Source organism: Peribacillus sp. NJ4 (assembly GCF_030348345.1).
Taxonomy (GTDB): domain Bacteria; phylum Bacillota; class Bacilli; order Bacillales; family DSM-1321; genus Peribacillus.
Window position 1 is genome coordinate 1,216,688 of record NZ_JAUCFQ010000001.1, and the last position, 22,829, is coordinate 1,239,516.

A 22,829-nucleotide genomic window follows, 5' to 3' on the forward strand; every position below is an offset into this window, starting at 1 on the left:
ATTGTCCTCCTTGAAGTAAAAAACCATAGGTTACATGGCGCTACTATTATGCGTTTCGTCTAATTTCTGATTGCTGCGATCCTTAACTGCCCAAATCGCCGCTAGGGAAAGGACAGATGCAAAAATAATATAAATGGCGACAGGAACATAGGAGTTATTAAACCTATTAAGTAAAGCAGTTGCAACTAGCGGCGCTGTTCCTCCTGCCAGAGCTGCCCCGATTTGATATCCAAGCGTGATGCCAGTATAACGAATCCTTGCATCGAAAATTTCCGAGAACATCGTTCCAAGAACAGCTGTGATTGGAGCCCAAATAACCCCTAAACCTATCACTGTTGCAATGATTAATAGGAGTACCGATTTTTGCTGCAGCAACCAGAAGTATGGGAATGCAAACAGTGCCATCCCAATCGTTCCTCCTATAAACAGCTTTTTGCGGCCAATTTTATCGGATAACATCCCCATGAATGGTATGAAAATTGTCGTTATAATTGTTGCAATCATGACTGCAGTCAAGGTAGCTGTCCGTGAGAAACCGAGATTCGAAGTAGCATATGATACGACAAATGTGCTGAAAATATAAAATGGCGCTGTTTCTACCACTTTGGCTCCCACGGCGATAATCACTTCACGCCAATAATTCTTAAGGGTTTCTACAATCGGTAGCTTTGGAACTTCTCCAGATTCCTTTACCTTTTTGAAAGACGGTGTTTCATCGATTCCTTTACGAATCCATAGGCCAAAAAACACAAGCAAAGCACTAAAAATAAATGGTAAACGCCATCCCCAAGTCATGAATGCGCTTTCAGGAAGCAGTGTCATAATAGATAAGGCAATGGTTCCAAGCAGCATTCCTATTGTAACACCCATCTGGGGAATAGCTCCGAACAAGCCCCGTTTTTCAGCGGGAGCATATTCAACGGCCAATAAAAGCGCGCCTCCCCATTCACCGCCAATTCCTAGACCTTGAACTAAGCGTAACGTGATTAATAAAATCGGCGCCCAAATACCAACGGCTTGATACGTGGGAAGAAGCCCCATCCCAAATGTTGCGACCCCCATTAAACTAAGTGTTAAAACAAGTGTTTTCTTTCTCCCGATACGATCGCCAATATGACTAAAGATCACTCCGCCAAAAGGGCGGATGAAGAATGCTAACGCAAAGGATGCATAGGAAAGCAACAGCCCTATTGCCGGATCCTCATTCACGAAGAATAGCTGGTTAAACACGAGAGCTGCAACGGTCCCATATAAAAAATAGTCAAACCACTCAATCGAACTTCCGACTAAACTCGCGATTAATATTCGCCGCATTTGTTTCTTTTCCATCATGAGTCACCCCTTTAAAATTGAAGTATCACTTCAATTTATTATTTTCTTTATTTTAAATAATTAGAAATTTTCTGTCAATATTTTTTTAATAAGTTATTAATGACGGAGCATTCATCAAATTTTGTCATGTATAATGAAGCTAGATACTATGTAAAAAAGGGGGCATCTGTATGCCTTTTGATTCAATCGGAAAAAAACTCAAATTATTGAGGAAAGAGCGAAAACTAACATTAAAGAGTCTGGCTGAACAAACAGGCGTTTCGATCAGCTTTTTATCACAAGTAGAACGGGGAAAATCAAGCGTCACATTAGAGTCATTAAAAAAAATCGCTGATACATTGGATGTCAATCCAAGTTTCTTTTTTTCTGAGGACCGCTCCCAAGAAAATTCAGATTATAATCATGAACAATTTCATTATCAGAATTTATCCAGCGGCATTCGTGATGCTGTTTTTTCGCCTATTCTAGTCACGTTAAAGCCAGGGGAAAATAAAGGAAGCGCTTTTTCTCATAGCGGACATGAATTTTTATTCATTATCGAAGGGAAGTTAACAGTGGAAATAGAGGGAGAAAGAATAGAACTCCATGAACAGCATTCGTTCATGTTCGATGCTAGAAAAGCCCATTACTGGTTTAACTTCTCGGATCAAATTGTCCGGTTTTTGGTGGTGTCGTCGAAATAACATCACGGTGTTCTGGAATGAAAGTATATCCAGTTAACGAAATAGTTGGTTGTTGGGTAAATGAGGTCATATGTCGTACTAAAGGATAGATGTAAACAGGTATTCCTCACTGTTCATCTATCCTTTCTTTTTACCGTGTTAATTGTGTGACAGTAAATCAAATCATTAAAGTAATAAATTATTTATCGGAAAGAAAGGGGAGTTTTCCATATGTGAAAATCCTCAATTCAATTTTGGAATCTATCAATCTGGATTTATGGTTATTATGCCATTATAGGAATGAAAATTAAAAATGGGGGGAGAAAAAGTGAAAAAACAGTTGATGATTATACACCTTTCCTTACTGAATGATAAATAGGATTATACCATTCTATAAGTTATTATTCTTTTCCTTCTTGCAGAATAAACGTTACAGCAGGTATTTAAAGCTTATACCGCTGCTTATAAGAAATTCTAACACGAAGAGGAGTAATGAAAACGATGGGTAAGAAAAAAGTTCAGTTACTTGCTTCACTATTATTTATAGTTAGTCTTTCTTTGATAGTTTCAGCTTGTTCTAGTTCCAAGAAAGATGTAAGTAATGTAAGTTCGGAGGATAAAAAAAATCTAAAGGTAATTCAAATGGATGGTACTTTTGCTGTAGATGTGGATGATCCAAATGAAACTGTAGGTGATGCAGATTACGTTTTTATAGGCCGAGTTGATGAAGATGTTGACACTGTATACAAAAATCCTGTAACAATTGAAACTAGTGACGGTGCTAAAGAGGTTTCAACACCGTATACAAATTACAAAGTTACTGTCCTACAAAATATAAAGGGTGATTTAGTTACAGATACTTCCATACCTATTCAAAAGGCTGGAGGGATAAATGAAGATGGTTCTTCTGTTGTTTTGTATGAAGATGATACATTACCGGAAGAAGGAAAAACATATGTGTTTTTAGCGTATGCACAAGATGAAGGTTCTTTATTAATATCAGGTCCAAATCGAATGAATACGTTGAAGGTATTGAGCAAGATGTGACTAGCGAAAAAATGGAAAAAATTAAAGCTTCTTTGAACGAGGAAGCCACAGAGGTAGTTTCTGAGTATGAAAGTGCATATGAAAATGAAATACCTACAGATAGAGACCGTTCAGAATCTGAATTTGATGCTGAGCAATAAAAATGAAAAAACTGGCGATGGTGATAGGTAGTTTATGTGTTTACTGAGTATGTTTAAAATTGAATGCTGATGATGTCATGCAGCTAATCCACTTACTATTTATAAAAGTTCTTGGAATTTAGAACCGTGGCAGCCGTACTTATATTAAGGCCTGTAATCCATCATAATTTATTTTTAGGAGGGGGTTTAAGATGCTAATTGAAAGTATGAGTGATTTTTTTTATGAGCCCGTATACATACCTATTTTATTGCTGCTGCTTGGATTATTATATTTAGGTATTTTAGTATATAGTTTTACAAAAATTAAGTTTAATATCATAGGATATTTTTTAATAGGAATATCTATAATAACGTATCTTCTTGTTGGATTGTATATGACCGGAAAAGGATATTATTCAGACGGACACGCTCCAGACATGTTTCTTTTTGGAAGTATGGGTTTTTTAGAGCTTACTTTATTAACTTATCCTTATATATTCCTTACTTTGGCGGTAGCTCTTGGAAAAAAGGGCGAATAATTCAGGCAGCGTATATCGCAATTGTCCGCTTGGTTTTTGAGGTATGCACCTAGTTTTTTAAAAAAAGAAGTATCAAAGAACAACTAACGTTCTTGATACTTCTTTCTTCAATTTTATTTGAAGGATTAACTGTAATCCCTTTTATTAGGACATGGAAAGATTTTAGTTCTATTGAGGTACCCTAGGAAGCATACCAAGGCGTTCTTAGCTTTCTCTTATGCTGCTTTCTTTTGTTTTTGGTCTAAGCGATGACTTAGGAAAGTTAGAAGACTTGCACAGATAGCAACCAGCCCACCGACCAATGCCACACTCATCAAATTTCCCTGATGGTAAACAATTCCGCCTAATGCGGAACCAAAGGCGATACCGACATTGCTTGCTACTGGCATCAGTGAAGCAGCTAGTCCTGTAGCTTTTGGTTGATAAATACCGGCAAGGTCTATCAAATAAAGCTGGGTGGATGTTGTTAAGAGGATGGCCATTAATGACATCAAGCTAATGTTAACCAATCCAAAGATAAAATTATTTGTCGTCCAATATAAACTGATCAGAACAATTGCTTGCACGAGGAAAACAAACCGGAGTCGTCCGATAGCATTGTAGCTGGCAATTTTACCCGCGAGTATGTTGCTGAAAATGGAAATAAATCCGTAGCCAAACAAAATCAAACTGATTGAACTACTTGGTGCTTCCATAACTTTCAGGATTGGAACGAGATACGTATAAACAGCATACGTCGCTCCAAATCCAAGAGATGGAATGAAAAAAGCCATTAGAATTCGTGGGTGTGTTAACAAAGAAAATTGATCACGCATTGAACTGCGAATTGGACTGTGCATAGTAGTAGGTAAAATGAGAAAAGATGCCAAAAACGCAATTCCACCGAGAAAAGACGTTAACAGGAAGGTTGCATTCCAATCATACCATTCAGCGATGACAGTGCCTATTGGTACTCCAATCACGTTTGCAAGAGTAAAACCACCGAAAACGAATGATATAGCAAGTCCACGTTTAGAGATCGGTATGGTTTCACTTGCAACAACCATGGCAAGAGAAATTAAAACCCCTGTTACAATCGCAGTCATCATCCGAAGTGCAAGAAGCATGATGTAGCTCGTCGAAATCACGCACAAAGCATTCAGGATGATGAACGAACCTATCAAAAACAACATCCATTTACGCTTTGGAAAATGGCTTGTTACCGACATCACGAGTGGTGTGGCAATGGCAAACGTAATCGCAAACGCAGAAACGAGTGTGCCTGCTTTTGCATTTGTGATATGGAGACTCGAGGAAATATCGGTTAAGATCCCGATGATAACAAATTCGCTTGTCCCGAGAACAAATGTTAATAAAGTAAGTGTTAAGATAAGTAACCAATGTCGCTTGGATAATTCTGTGGCGTGCATAAATACCTCTTTTCTTAGATGAATGTAAATGTGTCACAGGGTAGATAAACAATTTAACTATCATACCATAAAACATTTTTACGAGGAAAACCCTTGCTTAGGTATCGTTGGTTATTTCTTGCTAAAAAACTTGTAGCTGAATCATTCAGTGATTTTACCGGACCTGATAAAGGTCTTTGAAAAAAGCAGCCCCCAAGACTGGAGGAAAATCACCAGTCTTCGGGGCTATTGTGATGCAATCGATTAAGGCCAATTAAAGATCCAGCGTTTCGGTTTTATTTTCTATGCCAAATAACCAACGAAGTGACTGAATAAAGTAGTTAGAAAAGAATAGGTCATCATGAGTTCCTTCTGGATCTGACTCAAATAATAGATTGGATTTCAAATAGCCTTCCTTGATAAATTCTTGATGGGCCTTCTTCGTGTAGTTAACCATATGCTGTTGAATCGTTTCTTTATAAATTCCCTCTAATTGCCCAACATATAAATAGAGCTGATGATCTTGACGATTCACAGTTGGTTTGATATAGATATTTCCTTGGCGTTCAATCTTTTCCCCTTGAAGATAGCGAAGAACATCCTCGTACCAAAAGGAAGCAGATAATGAGATATATTGATGGAATACCTCTGGATAATGATAGGAGGCGAAAATCGAAACAAGTCCTCCAAGTGAGCAGCCGGAAATAGCTGTATGTGAAGGTTCAGGATTCGTAGCAAAATGCGCATCTATATAGGGCTTTATTTCGGTTACAACAGTATGTAAATAAATCTGTGCTTGTCCTTCAAAGGTAGAAGCATGCGGTGCAAGTGATGGTGCTTCCCACGGCGTATAGTCATGTTTGCGATCAATTGGTTCAATTCCAATAACGATAAGTGGTTCAATTTGACCTGAAAGAATTAAATGATCGATATAGTTTGCAGCTTGTTTGGCAGTTTCTCCACCATCATGCATATAGATCGTTCGGTATTTCTTGGATTGATCGTAACTAGAGGGTAAGATGACACATACCTCATAGTTGGCAATTTTCTCATCAAGGTATTGAATCATGTATTTTCCTCCACATCCTTTAGAATATTCGTATTATTTTGATATTGATAATCATTATCAATTATAATGAACTCTCTATTATTTTAAAATGAATTATCCCTTTTAGGTTAAAATTTAGTGAAACTCCCCTTCGTTTCTTGAATAAATATAGAAACTCTTCTAAAATATATTTAATCCACAATTTAACAGTAAATAAAATTATTACATACAAATGACATCTAGTTATAAGAAAAGCAGTTGAAAGGACTTTCCAATATGTCTATGATTTACGAATCTCAAACACTAGTTTCTGCCATGCAAACGCGTGTCGGACAATATAAGGACCTAAAAGTACAGCTCACGGAATTAAAAAAAGGATTTGAGAGTATCGTTAATTTGGATGATGAGCTGCAGGGGCGTGGCGCAGAGGCAATCAAAGGGTTTTACAAAGCACAGATCGATGTCGTGGATTCTTGGCTGCGTCTGATCAATCGGCATGTTGCCTTTTTAAGTGGAATTCAAGGAGATACAATCGAAGCGAACCTTAGTGAAACCGTGGTCACGGTCCCTTTTTTAGAGGAAGAGCTGACAAATGCCACTCGAAATTCCAAGGAAATGGTCACAGCCCAGAAAAATGATCTGAAAAAAATATTTTCCGGAATTGATGATATCATTCAGTTAGAGCCATTTTCCGATGATGCGTTCTTTGAGAATATGGAGAAGGCTGACAAGAAACGGACCCAAACGATAAACAAAGTAAACGAAATCGATCATAAGTGGACGACTGAATATGCTAAATCCGAAGAGGACCAAGCTGCAGTGACGGCACTCATGGAGCAATTGAAAGTATCCAGTACAAGAGGAGGAGAAGTATCCCCCCTCTATTTTAATGCAACTGCTTATAAAAATAGTGAAGCCTATAAAACCCTAGAAGTTAGGAAAAAAGAGACCGCGGAATATCTGAAGGTTAAGCAAGAGGAAGCAGAGAATCGCCGGATCAAAGAATTGAAGGCACAACTCGATCATGTAACAGATCCAGATGAGTTCCTCAAAATCGCCAAGCAGATCGGGTATGAAAACTTAGGGCCCACCCAGCAGCAATATGTTATGCAGCTAGAAGCGTCCAAGCAAACGGCAGAAATTGCAAAGGGAATTGGCGTAGGCCTTTATGATGTAGGTAAAGACTTTGTGACAGGAGTTTGGGACTTTGTCACAGATCCTGGGGAAACGGTTGAAGGTGTAGCAAATTCGATCATGCACCCGATAAAAACCTATAAATATATATCCAAGTCCATCTCGGATTCATATGAAAGAGATATGGTTAATGGAGATGCCTACTCGCGGTCTCATTGGGTAACTTATGCCCTCGGAACAGTTGTCACATCAGTAGTTGGAACAAAAGGCGCAGGAGCCGTAGCAAAGACTGGTGTAGCGACAACAAAAGCCGCTGCAGTAAAAGGTGCTGCGAAGGCAAAAGAACTAGTCTCTATCCCTAACCTATTACCATACAATCCTAAAAACCAACTGTCGTTGGCAGGGGGTGTACCTTATAATGTGGTTAATGGTGCGGGGTTGAGGGATCAACTTATTTCTAAGGCTCAAAAAGTCTCAGATCCAACAAGAAAACCATTTACAGGGAAAAATATATCACTACCTTGGTTGAATAATGAAAAATACAATGCTGTTGAAGTACAAGGAAAAGTTAAAGCTAAAGGTAAGATAAAAGATATAGACCGAAGAGTGTATCAGATCAAGGATTTAGATATTGATAGAATTGATCCAATAACCCAGACAACCAATTTACAGCTGATGAAGAAGGGGAATGCACCGTTTGCAAATGATGGAACGCAAATTAATTTACATCATTTAATTCAAGAAGAGCCTGGTACCATGTTAGAAATACCTGAGAGTCTACACAAAAAATATAGTAAAGTAATACATGGATTAAAAAATAAAGGAGAAAGCTTTAGGCAATCTCGTGAGCTTCAAAGTCAATATGAATCGTTCCGTAAAAGGTATTGGAAATGGAGAGCAAAGCAATACGAAACTCAAGATTAGTAGGTGATTTTGATGAAATATTCAGCTTTACAGGAATTTATTAAGCAGTATGGCGAAGATGATGATTTTACAGGTGGAGTAAGTGAAGACAAAGTAAAAGAAACTGAACAAAAACTACAGGTCACATTACCGGAAAGTTATAAGTGGTTTTTAAGAAATTATGGTTACGGTGGACTTTTTGGAGTGAGAATAATTGGATATGGCTTTACGGGTCCAGCAGTAGTAGATGCTACCAAAGGTCATCAAAAGTATTATGATTTAATAGATGGACTTGTGGTTATAGAAGATATTGATGAATTTGCTTATTGTCTCGATACTAATAAAATGAAAAATGGAGAATGTCCAGTTATTACGTGGGATAATCAGGAGGGGTATGGTGTTAAACTAGCTGATAACTTTTTAGAATATTTTATTGAACGCCTTGAAGAGGCAAAAGAAGATTGGGATGAAGATGAAGAAGATTGGTAAAGACTTAGGGTAATAGTTATTTATCATGCTTTGTTATAAAGAAATATTTATATATAAGAAGAAATAGATAAAAAGCAATGAAAAAGAAAAATCCATTAATTCAGTTTATGGTAAAAGGTTAATCATCAAATTATTTTGCTTGATTGTTAAAAGATAAATAAACTGATGAAAATAAATGGAAATAGGAGAAGAAAATGAAACTGAAAATTCATTCCCATAAATTCGCTGAGAATATTCTATCTCAAGAGCCATTTAAACGAACCTATGATGAGCTATTGAATATTTGCGAACAAGCACCAATACCTATATATAAAAATAAATCCTCGAATCAAAAGAAACTGGATGTAATTCAACAAATTATAGATTCATATTTAAATCTAAGACTAAAATTCGATGGATGGAACCATGATGAGCATTTTCCTGTAAATGATAAGGAATATTTAACGATTGACTATAAAAAAATTGTTTCAACCAAGGAACAAGAATACAATATTCATCTTGAAGTTGAATTTGGAAACGTAGCCAGTACGTATCGGAACTATTTTAAACTCCAATTTTTAAATTATAAAAAAAGTAATAATATTGGTGTTTTAATATTACCAACAGAAAGTTTATCAAAGCGCATAGACAGTGGAATAGCAACATACGAAAAAACTGTGGGTGAACTAGAATCGGCTAACGGTATATTTAATTTTCCAATTTTAGTGATAGGGTTAGACTATAATGAAGAAGATGAACTACCACTGAATACAGGTGAGCTCACATTGAAAGAACTCCAAAGCAAATCCAATATTAAGCATGAAATGTTTGTTAGGGATTTTATAAAGAACATTAAAGCATGAATAATTAATGGATGAGGTCATGTTAAATAAATATTGGAAAGTGACGGCAGCTGACCTTTGGTTGGTTGCTTTTTTGTTCTAATCATTCATTGGTTATTCATTAAAGAATTTATTCTTGAACCATCCATGTGGAAAAGTAGTTTGTAGAATAGTTGTATGGCATATTAGATTGGATTTTACAACAAACTTAAACTTTGGAAAACATATGGATTATTACTCTAGGACCATTGTAAACCGTTTGCTATAATTAAACATGAGACTGTAAGTATATAGTTTCATGTTTGATTTTCTTTTTATGGTAGAAAATGATCAGTGTTCATTTTTTTGAATATATATTTTATATGGGCTTTTAAAAAATTCATAGACATATTGAGGTGTTTTAGTAATTGCAGAATAATAATTTTGGATTTTTAGAGGAGAAGTTTCCGAAATTAGCGGAAGTTGGTCGGCAGATTGAAGATGTTTTTTATAATGATCCACAAACCGTTTTAATAAAAGGAAGAATATTTTCTGAAGAGCTATTGAAGGAAATAGCTAAACAACATGAAGAACTTGAAAATATAAGCTACTTAAAGTTGGTGGAACGGATTCAGTTTCTCGAGAAAGAGGAAATTTTATCGAAGGATATTGCAAGGTCATTCGATACAATCCGTTATTTAGGTAATAAAGGAACACATGAATTCATTGAGAATGATTTGGAAAATGCCTTCAAGATGCATAAACGGTTGTTTGAAGTATCAGTTTGGTTCATGGAACTATATGGAGATTATTCATTTGTTGCACAAAAATATAAATATCCCCAACCGAAAAGTGATTTGGATTTTTTTAGCAAACTGGAGGAAAAGACCTCAAGCCTAGAGAAAAAATTGGAGCTGATATTGACAGCATCCAAAGCGGCTGCTGCGACAGTTGAAACTGAGAGCGAAGTTCCTGTAAAGAGGGAAATTGCGCCACAGCCTAATCTCGTTTATGAAAAAGAAATAAGTGAACAATTTGAATTCACTCTTAAAGAAGGAGAAAGCTATTTACTTAAAGAGCTATCGAAACTAAAGGAATCTTCGCAAGAGGCCATCGAGAATTCAAATCAATTTAGTGGTTTTAAAGAGTATTTACATGTAAAAAGGTCTATTCAAGATGATTTGGAGCAGACATTAAATAGGTCAGTATGCAGGAATCAGGCACAGTTGATTTTCTTGTGTGGAAGTGTTGGTGATGGTAAATCACACTTACTGGCGTATTTGAAAAATAAATATCCTGACTTGGTAAATCAGTTCATGATTCATAACGATGCCACCGAGAGTTTCGATCCGCAAAAGAGTTCTTTGGATACATTGGCTGAAATTTTGAAGCCCTTCAGTGATGAAAAAATTAAAGGTGCTCAAGATAAGTTGATTTTGGCCATTAATTTGGGAGTCCTGAATAACTTCATGGAATCAACTTACGCCAAGGAAAACTTCAAAATATTATCTGAATTCATTAAAGAGGCGAATGTCTTTGAAACTTCGACCATTACGGAAAATAAAGAGAATGAAAATTTTCATCTAATCAGTTTTAGCGATTATCAACCCTTTGAATTAACGGGACATGGATCTGTTTCGGAATATTATTCAACCCTATTAGAGCGTTTAGTGAATAACACGGAGGGAAATCCTTTCTACCACGCGTACTTGAGGGATAAGGATAGGATTAAAGGTTTCTTTATCACTAACTATGAATTACTTATGTTGCCGGAAATTAGGGAAGGAATAGTAGATTTACTGATTCAGGCAATCATCAAGCATAAAATGATCATTTCAACACGATCATTACTCAATTTCATTCATGATATTATGGTGCCGGCTAATCAGGAAGTGGATTATATCAATTCTGATGCTGTTCAAAAGACTGAAGGTTTACTTCCTTACCTACTATTCGAAGGAAGGGAACGCTCCCATTTGTTGTCAGTGATTTCAGCATTGGACCCAATTCATAAGCGTACGGATGTAGTCGATCAAATACTGATTGAATTGAATAATTCATTGGATATTAAAGCTACCTTTCAAAAGTATATTGACCTGTCTTCCCTTGGAGATTGGACAAAGGAAATAGATGGAGTTGGAGCATTCCATGATTTAACGGAAGCTTCTCGTCATCTGTATAATAAGGCGTTAATCCGCTTGGCCTATTTTTTAGCCAATGAAGTGAAGGAAGTCTTTGTAGACAGCGACTATAAGGAATATCTTTCATATTTATATCATTTTAATATAGGGGATAGGAATGGTTTGAGGAGGATAACGAATTTATTGAAAGAGTCCATTTTCCTTTGGAACGGTACACCAAAGAATGATTATGTATATATCGATAAATCGAATGAAAACATTCAAGTCGCACAATCATTAATGATCAAGCCTTATTTTGGACACTTGGAAAATGGTGGAGATGGTGTATTAAATAGGTTTCATTTGACGATTCGTTTAGCTTTTGGTGATGAATCAAAGAGAAACCCTTTCTTTATGGAGATTGATTATCCTTTATATGAAATGCTGGTAAAGTTGTCTAAAGGATACCGTCCCAATAAAAAGGATAAAGAAGATTGCATTCAATATGTTGAATTTATAGATAAAATCATGCAGCACGGAAATAGGGAAAAGGAGTTATTATTCGTAAACCTTCAATCCAATAAAGCGTTTAAATTGATTTATGATGATGACTACGAAGAATTTACGTTCAGAAGGGATTAAGTGATGGTTGAGCAGAAAAATTTACAAGAATTAAGAGATTCCTTATCTATCAAGCCTGATAATGCAGGACTTAAACATACAATCAATCGAAAGAGCACCTTTTTACCATTTACCACAAGAGGTACTGAGCGACCTAAGTTCCGTAAGGGATTTGAAGGCGTTTTAGGTGAGTTTACCCGTAATATTTCATCAAATCATTTGAAGGAAAAGTTGAATCTTGAGGATTTGATTAAAAATATCAGCCAAGTTGTTGATGTTTCAGAAGAAGATAAACCATTCTTTGAACAAATACTTCGCCTGTTTTTACAAGATAAAAAGGGGAATATTAAAGTGTTCCATCCACACGTTTTTCAATACTTGCCCTTTAATGAGGGTCCGGAAATGAAAGGAGAACAGGAGATAGCGAAATTTTTGTCCGATGTCTTGATTGAGGCAGATAAGGAATTCGAGAAAATGTTTGAAAAGAATTCATCCGATGATTTAGTAGCGAAGTTAGTATTACATCAACTTGTCGGGGTGGAAAAGAATGATGCTAAAATTAAATATTCAAGCAAACTTCCATACATTTCAAAGATGTTTAAAGAGGATTTCTTGTTCTTGGTGCAACATGAGGATTACTTTAAAAGTCATTATGAAATATTCGTAAGCTATTATTACTTTTTGTATATTACCCAATTGACCTTAAAGATTTCTCAAAAAGGAAAAGGAAAACTCGATTCAAACAATGAAGTTTTTTACACTTTGGATTGGGAAGCAACGAGCAAAAATCGTAAAAGCTATGGTTATGGTTATCAGATGATCAAGGAAGCCGCTCGTACTCTATTAATTGATATCAATAGTTTAGAGCATTTGAACTTCCTGATGGGCACGGATGATTCCCAGAGTTATTCTGAACTGCAGCAGACATATGAACAGTTGCCTTCGGAAGAAAAAGAAGTGCTATTGGGCCTGCTTGGTCAATGGATAGTGGAGTATCGTTTTCATCTAGCTCTACCTGAACAAAACTTACCGAAGAATTTACCATATGAAGATTTAGTTGCAAAGTTATATTCAAGCATTGAAGAGGCATACGAAAAGCCGACGATGCAAGGTCCACGAAATCGGTATAATTTGTCAATTGAAGAAATTGGAAAAAAATTTTTCCTGAAAACAAGGGGTTCATTAGGTTACATGTTGAATGTTAGCCAGGATTTATTATTGTTGTTAACTGCACTTAGTTTAAAAAAAGAACGAAAGTCATTAAAGCAGGTTTTCCTTGATTTGGAGATCCGAGGCATATATTTAGATAGATATTCCCGAGAAGAAATCGTGAAATTATATGATAAATTGAATTTGTTAGACAAAAAGAGTGATAGTGGGGATGCCCAATATGTTAAACCAATTTTATAAATATCTGTCAGAGAAATTAATCAATTATTTTAATCAAGTCACATTACAGGGTGGGGAACGCTTTTATCTGCAATTTGATAATGAGGAACAAGTTAATGCGTTTTACGAATTCCTAGAATCTGATGAATCATCAAGTATTTTTAGATACCAGCATCATCAAGGCTCACCGTATACAACTTTTTCACTTCAATCCGGAAGAGTGAAAATCGTCGTTGCGGCAACTTCTGAAAATGTGACCCCCGATTTCTTGGTAACACTTCGTAATCAAGTGGGGGAACAGAAGGGAATTTGGTCAGGGACGGCATTACTGAGCATTTGTCATGAAACACTTGACAGTATAAGAGGTGGAAGTAGTGACTTACAAAAAGAGGGGATGCCTTTCAATGTAAAGTCAATATTAAGGACCTTGAAAGAAGAGATTGAGAAGAATAAGTCCCTTGCATCCGATCATAAAGAATTATTGAAATTTCACCTTAACAAAAAATTGGAAGAATCTTTTATTCAATCATCATTATGGGATTATGAAGAGATACTAGGCTTCCTATCACAAGGACAGATAAAAAAAGAAGACTATTCCCATTTAGGACTTTTCTATGACGGGAAATTGGACCAGTATCCTCAAAGTCAAATGAAAAAAAGATTAGAAGAAAACTATTCTTTATTCGAAAAAGTGCAACATATACATGAATATGAAAACCTTCAAAACCAATTGGAAAAAATATTTGACGATAAAGGTGTCCAAGCCTTGCGTAAAGAAAGTTGGAATGAACTGGACTATGGATTTGTGAAGGAATCAGCAGAAAATGTAGTAACTGGACGGACTCTTGGTTATATTGAAAATCCGAAAAAGAAATCCAATGAAGGATTATTCTTTTGGGAGAAGCCTCATAAAGATACCAAAGTTGGCCAAAGAAAGCGGCATTTGATTGTTTTCAATACAACAAAAGAAAGCGAAGTAAACCTTACCTTTGAATTTGATGAGTGGCTAAAAAAAGAATTCATTCATAAAAAATCCGAAAACTTATGTACCGTATCAGGAAAAAAACTAGTGATGTCCTTATCTCATGAGCCTAATAGCACCTCTTTCCACCAAGTCGTCTATACACATAACAATCAATCGAAATCCAAGTATGATTTCAATGTTGCCATTGTTGAATGCGACCAGGATTTCTTGGGGGAAATTAAAACGCTATATGAAGTCAATAGTAAAACCAAAAAGATTATTTTAAATAAAAAAGAAGAAATGATTACCTTTGGTGATAAAAATTCTGGTAGGAATGAAATATTCGTTGAAGAAGAAAACCAAGTCATCATGGAATCGAATCAAGGGATTGAAATATCAAATGCCTCTTCAGCTTGGAATGATGATAACTTACATTTCCAAATACAAAAAAATGGAGCCCTAATTCCATTCAATATAAAGGAAGAAATCTCTAGGGTAACTCCTATTACGGGAAGCAGAATATGGAAACTTAAAAGGGAACAGTTAGAGGATTTCCATTATGATGTCGAAAATAATAAGTTAAAACAAAACACACGTGAGTTTTCGGCACGTGAAGAAATAAAAGTATATTTATTGGATGAAAAAGAGTGGGTGGGTAAAGGACTTTTCCATGCGAAGCGAGAGGTGACTGGGCTCGAAGGTTTAAGTCTGGACTTAAACGTGGAAATTGAACAGGCTTATAACGAATTGCTAAGTTATTATAATTCGCGAAATCTATTACCTAGTCTTTCATATATGAACGAAGAGCTTTTTGATTTATCCTTTAAGTACGTAAATTCTTTCATTGAATTGATTTCGGGGATTCAGGAGAATGTAATTTTGGCGGAACGATCCAAGAACTTATTTAAACTTGGAACGATCATAGAGGAAGATAAAATTTCCTTTACACCTTTACACCCTTTAAATGTAGCCTATCAATTGGAAATCCATAAAAGGTTGAAGAATGAGCCAATAGAATTGCATATTCTGGATAGGCTACATCCCAATAATTTACTTCCATATATTTATGGGGAGGATAAAGAGATCTATCGCCCTATAAATCAAAAAGATGCTCCAGAATGGATGATTTATGAGCCTATGCAAAAAGTGGCAATAGGCGAATCAAATGCGTTTCTAGCTAATGTAGTGGAGGAAAAATTAAATCAATTCGTACAGCACTTCCCTTTTTTATTTTTAAAACAATCAAAATCACCCATTCAAATAAATGTAATTAACATCAGTAATGATCATGAGGTAGTTAGAGGACTCATCAATTTCATTAAAAAGCAAATTGATAAAAAAGGTGCATCAGAAATCGTTCCGATTGAGGTTGCCCTATATGATGATAAAGCTTCCGTCAGTGCCTTCGAAAAGTTTTCCATGAATGACGATGTGGAAGAATTTGAAGCAACCTTCAATGTATCATTAACTACAAAAAAATTGGATGCAGTCGATGTTTTAAGGTTGATTCGGGAAAACGTGCTCTATTATAAACCATTGAATGCAAATGAATATGGCTATGCCCATATTTCCTTTTATAAAATGATATCGAACGATTCCCCGGCTAAAAATAAAATCCAGGATATAGATACGGGCTTATCATTGAAAGGGCTACTTTCATCCATATCATTCTTGGAAACGGAAAAGGATTATCGTACTGGTTTTGGATTGAAGAACGCTGAACATCAAACCAACGAACTTATCTCTATTGCCATTTGTTTGAATGAGTTAGCCAGCAACCTGGATAGTGGAGGTACCAACCCTTATCGTAAGGATGAAACAATCGTTACAAGAACAGCCAATTATGATGAAGATATACTAAATCAATTGTATGATACGTCATATTGGGTGACTTTTATAGAACCTAATGTCGATTTGAACTTTTTCCAAAGTGCATCCCGGAACCTATTGGTAATCCATTATAGTGATCAATATTCGTCTTCCACACAATATGATGCAATCACCGTTACGGATAAATCAGCACAATATAAATTAATAATCGAGCAATATCTAGCTGGTAAGGAAATCAATACTCAGCAAAATCAAATTGAAACGGCCATTCGTGGGTTCAATAGCTTAAATGGTGAATGGCTACTCCGGATAATTGGCAGTAAAGGACACTTTTCCCGAGAAAAGTTAAGTATCATTTCAGCGATACGTTATATCCTTAGTACTTTGGATCACGAAAACATTCTTTGGGTCCCTATATCATTGGAGGAAGTATTGCGTATTGCAGGGGCAGTAAGGTTAACGAAAAGTGAAGGTGTATTTTCTGCGAAAAACCTTAATGTCAAAGGTATGCATAGTGATGATTTGCTTTTGATTGGCATAGAAACCAGAGGTGAGGATACCTTTGTGCATTATTATCCAGTAGAAGTGAAAATAGGTTTTAATCAAGAATCGACTATCGTTAAGGCAAAAGAGCAAATTAACAAAACGCAACAATTGTTTAAAACGCAATTAGCCAAATATAATGAGGATGACCAGGCTTTATTCAAAAATGAATTCTTTAGGAACTTCTTCATCCAATTGTTATTGTCTAATGCTGAGAAATTGATTGATAATGATATCTGGCCAGAAAAGGATTACTCCCGAATCCATATCCTGAAAGAGAAATTGTTGAATGATGATTATCTATTAAGTAACCATCTTCAACCGTTTATCGGAAAAGGGGCAGTGTTGTCCTTTAAAAAGGAACAGACCTGGAGATCAGTTAGACTGGATGATGATATTTTGGTCGTTGATTTAACTGAGGATGATGGATATTCAGGTGTGATCACTGAGATTGAAACCCTTAAAACGAATATTAGAAGTGCAAAAACAGACATTAAACCAGAAAGTTTACTGTTCCATAAATATCGATTTAAAATAGTGGATCCCACTGATTCACGGTCAGATGATGTTATGGGGATATCTGGTGTAGAACCACCAAAACCAGAACCAGAACGAAAACCAGAACGAAAATCAGAACCAGAACCAGAACCAGAACCAGAACCAAAACCAGAACCAAAACCAGAACCAAAACCAGAACCAGTTATCGTGGACCCGAGTATTCCACACGTTCCTGAGTTGAAGGATGTTAGGGTTCTTTTAGGAACTGTAGAAGGGTCCGCAAAAGAAGTGTACTGGGAATACGGTCATCGGGAACTAGCAAATCGCCATATTTTGATTTCGGGAAAGTCAGGGCAGGGAAAAAGTTATTTCATCCAGTGCTTATTATTGGAATTATCGAGAAGCGGGATTTCCAACATCATTTTTGATTATACGGATGGATTTAAAAATTCTAAACTTGAGCCACAATTCAAAAAGCAATTAAGTGGTAGCCTGGAACAATTCCTGGTTGCAAGGGATAAGTTCCCAATCAACCCTTTCAAGCGTAATCAAAAGGAACTTGATGAGGATGAATACATGGATGAGGATAACACGGACATTGCCGAGCGAATTAAAGGTGTGTTCTCGTCGGTATACAAAGATTTGGGAATCCAACAGCAAAATGCCATTTATGAAGCTGTACTTCGCGGGTTGGATAAGTATGGGGACAGCATGAATCTAGAACTGCTCTTAGTGGAACTTGGAGAGGACAATACAGGTCCAGCCAAAACTGCACGGTCTCAAATCAAGCCACTTATAGATAAAAATCCATTCAGGAGTGATGGTGAATATAATTGGGCAGAAATTTTATCTCAAAAAGGTAAAGTGTGTATAGTTCAGCTAACTGGCTATAATCGGGATGTTCAGATGATGATCACTGAATTCATTTTGTGGGATTTATGGAATTATCAATTAAATCATGGTGATAAGACTAAACCATTAGCTGTCATTTTAGACGAAGCCCAAAATTTGGATCATCGTGAAAAGTCTCCAAGCGCTAAAATTTTGTCGGAAGGAAGAAAGTTTGGCTGGTCAGGTTGGTATGCCACTCAATCATTCAGAGGTCAGTTTACAATCGATGAAATTTCAAGGTTGCAAGGTTCGAGTCAAAAAGTTTACTTTATGCCACCTGAAAATGAAATTAGTTCAATAGCCGCCAATCTTGCACAAGATAGTCATGCACGAAAAGAATGGGAACGCAAATTATCCACATTAAAAAAAGGGCAATGTGTCGTTTCGGGGCCTATGCTTCAGGACGATGGTACATTGAAACATAGTATGCCGATTGTCATTGATATAAGTCCATTGGATGAAAGAGTGGAATGAAATAAGAAGGCTCCTGTTTTCTCCGGAGCCTTTTAATATTTTTATTTTGTTTATCGTCCTAATATCATTTGCATGGTACCTTTTCTTAAGTAATGCTGCGGCATTTATATTATTTTAGTTCTCCATATCATTGGTATTTAAAAATGGAATCATAAATTCTTTTACTATTACTTCTTTACACTTTAAAATGATAGAGATAGGATATATAATATTAAACTATTATATTCAGTAGCAAAAAGAATTTATATAAAATATTTAAGGTAATCCTTGATTATTGAGGGGATTATCATTCATTATAGGTATAAAAGCCGAAAGGATGTTCGGTCATGATAAATGCAATTGAATTGTTTGCGGGGGTCGGGGGGTTTCGGCTCGGCCTAGAAGCTGCAAAAGGATTTGATGTGGTTTGGGGTAACCAATGGGAACCATCAAAAAAATCACAGGATGCTTTTGAATGTTATGCAAGACAGTTCGATAAAGGCGTTCACTCCAACGAAGATATTACAACAGTGGACGAAATGATGTTTGTAAATAAAGGGATTGAATTAATTGTAGGCGGATTTCCCTGTCAAGATTATTCAGTTGCCAGGGGCCTTTCCGGAGAAAAGGGAATCCAAGGTAAAAAAGGGGTGCTTTTCTGGGAAATAATGAGGCTAGTAGATGGAATCAGGCCAAAGTATATCTTGCTGGAAAATGTGGACAGATTATTGAAATCACCATCGAAACAGCGGGGAAGGGACTTTTCCATCATGCTGGCAAGCTTCAGGGATATGAATTATTCGGTTGAGTGGAGAGTCGTCAATGCCGCGGAGTATGGACAAGCCCAGAGGCGGCGCAGGGTCTTCATTTTTGCAATCAGGAACGATACGCCGTATGTAATAAGCAGATCTAACGAAGGCGAAGCCGCCATGCTGCATGAGCGAGGTTTCTTCGCAAATGCATTCCCAGTGAAGTTGGAAATTTCCTCAAAGCATAAGCCGGATTGTTTCATGATGGAAGAAGATCTTTTGGAAATATCGGATTCATTCTCGAAGACTTATTTGAATGCAGGGATAATGAGAAATGGCAAGGTTTATACTGAGCAACTGGTTCCTATAGAGGAGAAACCACGTATGTTAGGTGAAATCTTACAGTCAGGTGTCGATGAAAAGTATTATTTGAACGCAAATGCAATCGAGAAGTTTAAAGATTTTAAAGGTCCGAAAAAGATTGAGAGAATCGCTGCGACTGGACATAAATATACCTTCTCCGAAGGTGGGATGGCTTTCCCGGATGCTTTGGATAAGCCTGGCCGTACGATGGTGACAAGTGAAGGTACTGTGAATCGGAGTAGCCATGTGGTGGAAGACCCTGAAACGAAAAGGTTTCGCATCCTGACCCCGGTGGAATGTGAACGATTGAATGGGTTCCCTGATCATTGGACGGAAGGAATGTCCGAACGGATGAGGTACTTCTGTATGGGAAACGCTTTGGTTGTCGGACTGATTGAAAGAATGGCCAAGCGAATTCTCGAAATCGAGGAAGAAGATGCCGAAGCCATTAAAGTGAATCCACAACAACTACAACTTAGTTTATATTAAATTTAAATGGTTCCTGGCGAAATTGTCAGGGACCATTTTTATTCGTCTGCCACATCTTCCTTGACATCATTGATGAAATTAGTGATTTTTTCGATGGTGTTATCAAAATCCTTCCTTACCTCATGCTCCCAGATTCGTAAGTATAGTCGATGTATTTTCACGATTTGGGGTTGATATTATGCATGAGAACCAAGATAGAGCTTGAAAGGAGCTATTGAATAAAATCAGAGATATACAGGCAAAGAAAAAGTTAGAAATGGTTTCTGTGGATTAATATTATATTGGCTTAATAAAGAAAATAAAAGCGCACGCACTGATACTTGGCTCCAAGTATGGAACAATTACCATCGAAGAAAGGGAGTTTCAGGCAAATATCCTTCAAACCCCGATTGAAATAGACGAGGAAAAAGAAATGACTATCACCCGCAGATACCCAGCCTATTTAATGATCAGCGGCGTCATGATCATCATGGTTACACTGGTGTTTTATTATTGGCCTATGAATATGAATTGAAAGAAATGGCAGGGGAGATACCTGCCATTTCTTTACTGATAATTAATCATCTATTATATAAAACGAAAATAATTGACTATTGGAAATATCCTGGTTAGAATAGGGGCAAGAATTGAAAGGAGCGATAAACGTGGCATTTTTACAACTATACTGATATACACACATATTATGGAAAAAATCACTTTGCATAAGGGGTTATTTGCTGTGTGTATAGGGTAGGTATGTTGTAGAAGTTTTGTCGTTCTACCGAATATCTATGCCGTTTTTTCAGTACACAGAGCCTTCTGTGTACTTTTTTATTTTGGAGGGATTTTACATGATGATGTTACTTTTCTATTGATACGATCTTATGTCAGTGGTGACTATGAATATGAAGTGGGAGGGAAGGATATTGCAATTTTTATTATTCTTTTGATGCGAGCTTGAAATAGAAGCTCGTATCGATCCAAGCTATCGATACGAAATCACAAATTTCGGAGGTAGCGAATATGGAACAAATATGTTTTGAATTAGAAAATGTCGAAGTGACCTATTTAGATAAAGAGATATTGAAGATTGAAAGATTAGCTGTACATCAATTTGACCGCATCGGCATCGTTGGGAAAAATGGTACAGGGAAAAGTACGTTATTAAAGTTACTTGCTGGAGAAATTCAACCAACAAGCGGAAAAGTAAAGTGTTACGTCGATCGTGGCTATTTTGAGCAAGTTGAAGCACCTGCTGTTGCAGAGGCAGATCCAGCGTTACTGGGAAGGTTAGCAGTTCCACGAAATTCAGAATCGCTAAGTGGCGGTGAGCAAACGAGGGTGAAGCTTGCCCAATTGTTTACGCACTATTTTGAAGCGTTACTTATCGATGAGCCGACAACCCACTTGGACCAGGACGGCATTTCGTTTTTACTTGATGAATTACGCTATTACTATGGTGCGCTTGTATTAATTAGTCATGACAGGGCTGTACTGGATGAACTTGTTACAACGATATGGGAAGTACATGAAGGCGAGGTACACGTATATTCAGGAAATTACAGCGAGTATATGGCACAGAAGCAGTTAAAACGTGAACAACAGAGGCAGGCTCATGAACAATTCATTAAAGAAAGAAGTCGACTTGAAAAAGCAGCGCAGGAAAAAATGAAAAAAGCTGAAAAAATCGCTCAAGCTGGAAGATTGTCAAAAAAAGAGGCGAATGCAAAACCGAATAAGTCGTTTATGACGAAATCGAAAGGCACAAGCCAAAAAGCCGCACAACGTGCAGCGAAGGCAATTGAGCATCGAGCGGAAAAACTTCAGGAAGTCGAAGCTGTACAAGAGGAAAGGCAAATCGTATTTCGCCAGTCGAAGCAATTGGAATTGCATAATAAGTTCCCGATTATGGCAGACCGATTGACGCTTCAAGTGAAAGAGAAAGTATTATTAGATGAAGTGAGTTTCCAGCTGCCCCTCGGTAAAAAAATAGCCATCACGGGCAGCAATGGTAGCGGTAAAAGTACTTTGCTACACCATATTGCGAATAATGGTGCAGGATTGGAGCTTTCTCCAAAAGCGAAAATAGGTTACTTCCGTCAAATGAGTTATAGATTTGCAAAGGATGAAACGGTTCTGCAATTCTTGGGAAATCGCTCAGAATATGATGAAGGATTTTTAAGAAGTGTACTTCATTCGATGCAGTTTGTCGGTACGGATATTCTGAAAAGTGTTCAGTCTTTAAGTGGCGGAGAAGCGATTCGCCTCCAACTTTGTCAGTTGTTCTTAGGGGAATACAATATTCTGTTATTAGATGAACCGACCAATTTTTTAGATATTACTGCCATTGAAGCATTGGAACGAATCATAGCTGGATATGAAGGGACGATAATATTTGTATCCCATGATCAAGCGTTCATAAATCATGTTGCAGATCTTCAGTATAAAATTCATGCGAAAAAATTGACTTTAGTGTAAT

General features: G+C 36.7%; 16 protein-coding genes. 12 read left to right on the forward strand and 4 right to left on the reverse strand.

What is annotated here, in order from left to right; all coding sequences use genetic code 11:
* Positions 1-30: 30 nt before the first annotated feature.
* Positions 31-1,329: an MFS transporter gene (locus QUF94_RS06115; protein ID WP_289315064.1), complete on the reverse strand. Its 1,299-nt coding sequence runs from the start codon at positions 1,327-1,329 to the stop codon at positions 31-33.
* A gap of 173 nt (positions 1,330-1,502) precedes the next feature.
* Here QUF94_RS06115 and QUF94_RS06120 point away from each other — a divergent pair, with 173 nt between their 5' ends.
* The 4 genes from QUF94_RS06120 to QUF94_RS06135 all read left to right on the forward strand — a co-directional run bounded on the left by QUF94_RS06120 (position 1,503) and on the right by QUF94_RS06135 (position 3,699).
* Positions 1,503-2,015: a helix-turn-helix domain-containing protein gene (locus QUF94_RS06120; RefSeq protein ID WP_289315065.1), complete on the forward strand. Its 513-nt coding sequence runs from the start codon at positions 1,503-1,505 to the stop codon at positions 2,013-2,015.
* Between the two features lie 480 nt (positions 2,016-2,495).
* The gene (locus tag QUF94_RS06125; protein ID WP_289315066.1) at positions 2,496-3,041 is read left to right on the forward strand and encodes a hypothetical protein; all 546 of its coding nucleotides are present in this window, start codon (positions 2,496-2,498) and stop codon (positions 3,039-3,041) included.
* An 11-nt stretch (positions 3,042-3,052) separates the two neighbouring features.
* Positions 3,053-3,181, forward strand: coding sequence for a hypothetical protein (locus QUF94_RS06130; RefSeq protein WP_289315067.1), 129 nt, complete (start codon positions 3,053-3,055; stop codon positions 3,179-3,181).
* Positions 3,182-3,372: 191 nt separating this feature from the next.
* The gene (locus QUF94_RS06135) at positions 3,373-3,699 is read left to right on the forward strand and encodes a hypothetical protein (RefSeq protein WP_289315068.1); all 327 of its coding nucleotides are present in this window, start codon (positions 3,373-3,375) and stop codon (positions 3,697-3,699) included.
* A gap of 215 nt (positions 3,700-3,914) precedes the next feature.
* On the opposite strand, the gene QUF94_RS06140 is transcribed toward QUF94_RS06135, so the two are convergent.
* Together QUF94_RS06140 and QUF94_RS06145 are read right to left on the reverse strand one after the other, a co-directional pair.
* Positions 3,915-5,108, reverse strand: coding sequence for an MFS transporter (locus tag QUF94_RS06140; protein ID WP_289315069.1), 1,194 nt, complete (start codon positions 5,106-5,108; stop codon positions 3,915-3,917).
* Positions 5,109-5,361: 253 nt separating this feature from the next.
* Positions 5,362-6,156 (reverse strand): alpha/beta hydrolase, encoded by a 795-nt coding sequence (locus tag QUF94_RS06145; RefSeq protein WP_289315070.1) that lies wholly within the window; start codon positions 6,154-6,156, stop codon positions 5,362-5,364.
* A gap of 255 nt (positions 6,157-6,411) precedes the next feature.
* Between QUF94_RS06145 and QUF94_RS06150 the strand changes: the two genes are divergently transcribed.
* The 7 genes from QUF94_RS06150 to dcm all read left to right on the forward strand — a co-directional run bounded on the left by QUF94_RS06150 (position 6,412) and on the right by dcm (position 20,371).
* On the forward strand, positions 6,412-8,193 hold the full coding sequence (locus tag QUF94_RS06150) for a T7SS effector LXG polymorphic toxin (protein ID WP_289315071.1): 1,782 nt from the start codon (positions 6,412-6,414) through the stop codon (positions 8,191-8,193).
* Between the two features lie 12 nt (positions 8,194-8,205).
* Positions 8,206-8,661 (forward strand): SMI1/KNR4 family protein, encoded by a 456-nt coding sequence (locus QUF94_RS06155; protein WP_289315072.1) that lies wholly within the window; start codon positions 8,206-8,208, stop codon positions 8,659-8,661.
* A gap of 194 nt (positions 8,662-8,855) precedes the next feature.
* A complete protein-coding gene (locus QUF94_RS06160) occupies positions 8,856-9,503 on the forward strand; it encodes a BglII/BstYI family type II restriction endonuclease (RefSeq protein WP_289315073.1) in 648 nt (215 codons plus the stop codon).
* Between the two features lie 386 nt (positions 9,504-9,889).
* A complete protein-coding gene (gene dptF, locus QUF94_RS06165; RefSeq protein WP_289315074.1) occupies positions 9,890-12,223 on the forward strand; it encodes a DNA phosphorothioation-dependent restriction protein DptF in 2,334 nt (777 codons plus the stop codon).
* Positions 12,224-12,226: 3 nt separating this feature from the next.
* The gene (gene dptG, locus QUF94_RS06170) at positions 12,227-13,612 is read left to right on the forward strand and encodes a DNA phosphorothioation-dependent restriction protein DptG (RefSeq protein ID WP_289315075.1); all 1,386 of its coding nucleotides are present in this window, start codon (positions 12,227-12,229) and stop codon (positions 13,610-13,612) included.
* Positions 13,593-18,791: a DNA phosphorothioation-dependent restriction protein DptH gene (gene dptH / locus QUF94_RS06175; RefSeq protein WP_289315076.1), complete on the forward strand. Its 5,199-nt coding sequence runs from the start codon at positions 13,593-13,595 to the stop codon at positions 18,789-18,791. Before dptG ends, dptH begins: the two co-directional genes overlap by 20 nt.
* A gap of 326 nt (positions 18,792-19,117) precedes the next feature.
* Complete coding sequence (dcm, locus tag QUF94_RS06180; RefSeq protein ID WP_289315077.1) at positions 19,118-20,371, forward strand: DNA (cytosine-5-)-methyltransferase; 1,254 nt, start codon at positions 19,118-19,120, stop codon at positions 20,369-20,371.
* A gap of 38 nt (positions 20,372-20,409) precedes the next feature.
* On the opposite strand, the gene QUF94_RS06185 is transcribed toward dcm, so the two are convergent.
* Positions 20,410-20,532: a hypothetical protein gene (locus QUF94_RS06185; protein ID WP_289315078.1), complete on the reverse strand. Its 123-nt coding sequence runs from the start codon at positions 20,530-20,532 to the stop codon at positions 20,410-20,412.
* 841 nt (positions 20,533-21,373) lie between these two features.
* Here QUF94_RS06185 and QUF94_RS06190 point away from each other — a divergent pair.
* Positions 21,374-22,828 (forward strand): Msr family ABC-F type ribosomal protection protein, encoded by a 1,455-nt coding sequence (locus QUF94_RS06190; RefSeq protein ID WP_289315079.1) that lies wholly within the window; start codon positions 21,374-21,376, stop codon positions 22,826-22,828.
* Position 22,829: the final 1 nt, after the last annotated feature.

Coding starts and splice junctions, on each gene's coding strand:
- QUF94_RS06190 (WP_289315079.1), top strand. CDS start 21,374: ATGGAACAAATATGTTTTGAATTAGAAAATGTCGAAGTGACCTATTTA.
- QUF94_RS06130 (WP_289315067.1), top strand. CDS start 3,053: ATGGAAAAAATTAAAGCTTCTTTGAACGAGGAAGCCACAGAGGTAGTT.
- QUF94_RS06150 (WP_289315071.1), top strand. CDS start 6,412: ATGTCTATGATTTACGAATCTCAAACACTAGTTTCTGCCATGCAAACG.
- dptH (WP_289315076.1), top strand. CDS start 13,593: ATGTTAAACCAATTTTATAAATATCTGTCAGAGAAATTAATCAATTAT.
- QUF94_RS06160 (WP_289315073.1), top strand. CDS start 8,856: ATGAAACTGAAAATTCATTCCCATAAATTCGCTGAGAATATTCTATCT.
- QUF94_RS06120 (WP_289315065.1), top strand. CDS start 1,503: ATGCCTTTTGATTCAATCGGAAAAAAACTCAAATTATTGAGGAAAGAG.
- QUF94_RS06145 (WP_289315070.1), bottom strand. CDS start 6,156: ATGATTCAATACCTTGATGAGAAAATTGCCAACTATGAGGTATGTGTC.
- QUF94_RS06140 (WP_289315069.1), bottom strand. CDS start 5,108: ATGCACGCCACAGAATTATCCAAGCGACATTGGTTACTTATCTTAACA.
- QUF94_RS06135 (WP_289315068.1), top strand. CDS start 3,373: ATGCTAATTGAAAGTATGAGTGATTTTTTTTATGAGCCCGTATACATA.
- QUF94_RS06125 (WP_289315066.1), top strand. CDS start 2,496: ATGGGTAAGAAAAAAGTTCAGTTACTTGCTTCACTATTATTTATAGTT.
- QUF94_RS06115 (WP_289315064.1), bottom strand. CDS start 1,329: ATGGAAAAGAAACAAATGCGGCGAATATTAATCGCGAGTTTAGTCGGA.
- dcm (WP_289315077.1), top strand. CDS start 19,118: ATGATAAATGCAATTGAATTGTTTGCGGGGGTCGGGGGGTTTCGGCTC.
- QUF94_RS06155 (WP_289315072.1), top strand. CDS start 8,206: ATGAAATATTCAGCTTTACAGGAATTTATTAAGCAGTATGGCGAAGAT.
- dptG (WP_289315075.1), top strand. CDS start 12,227: ATGGTTGAGCAGAAAAATTTACAAGAATTAAGAGATTCCTTATCTATC.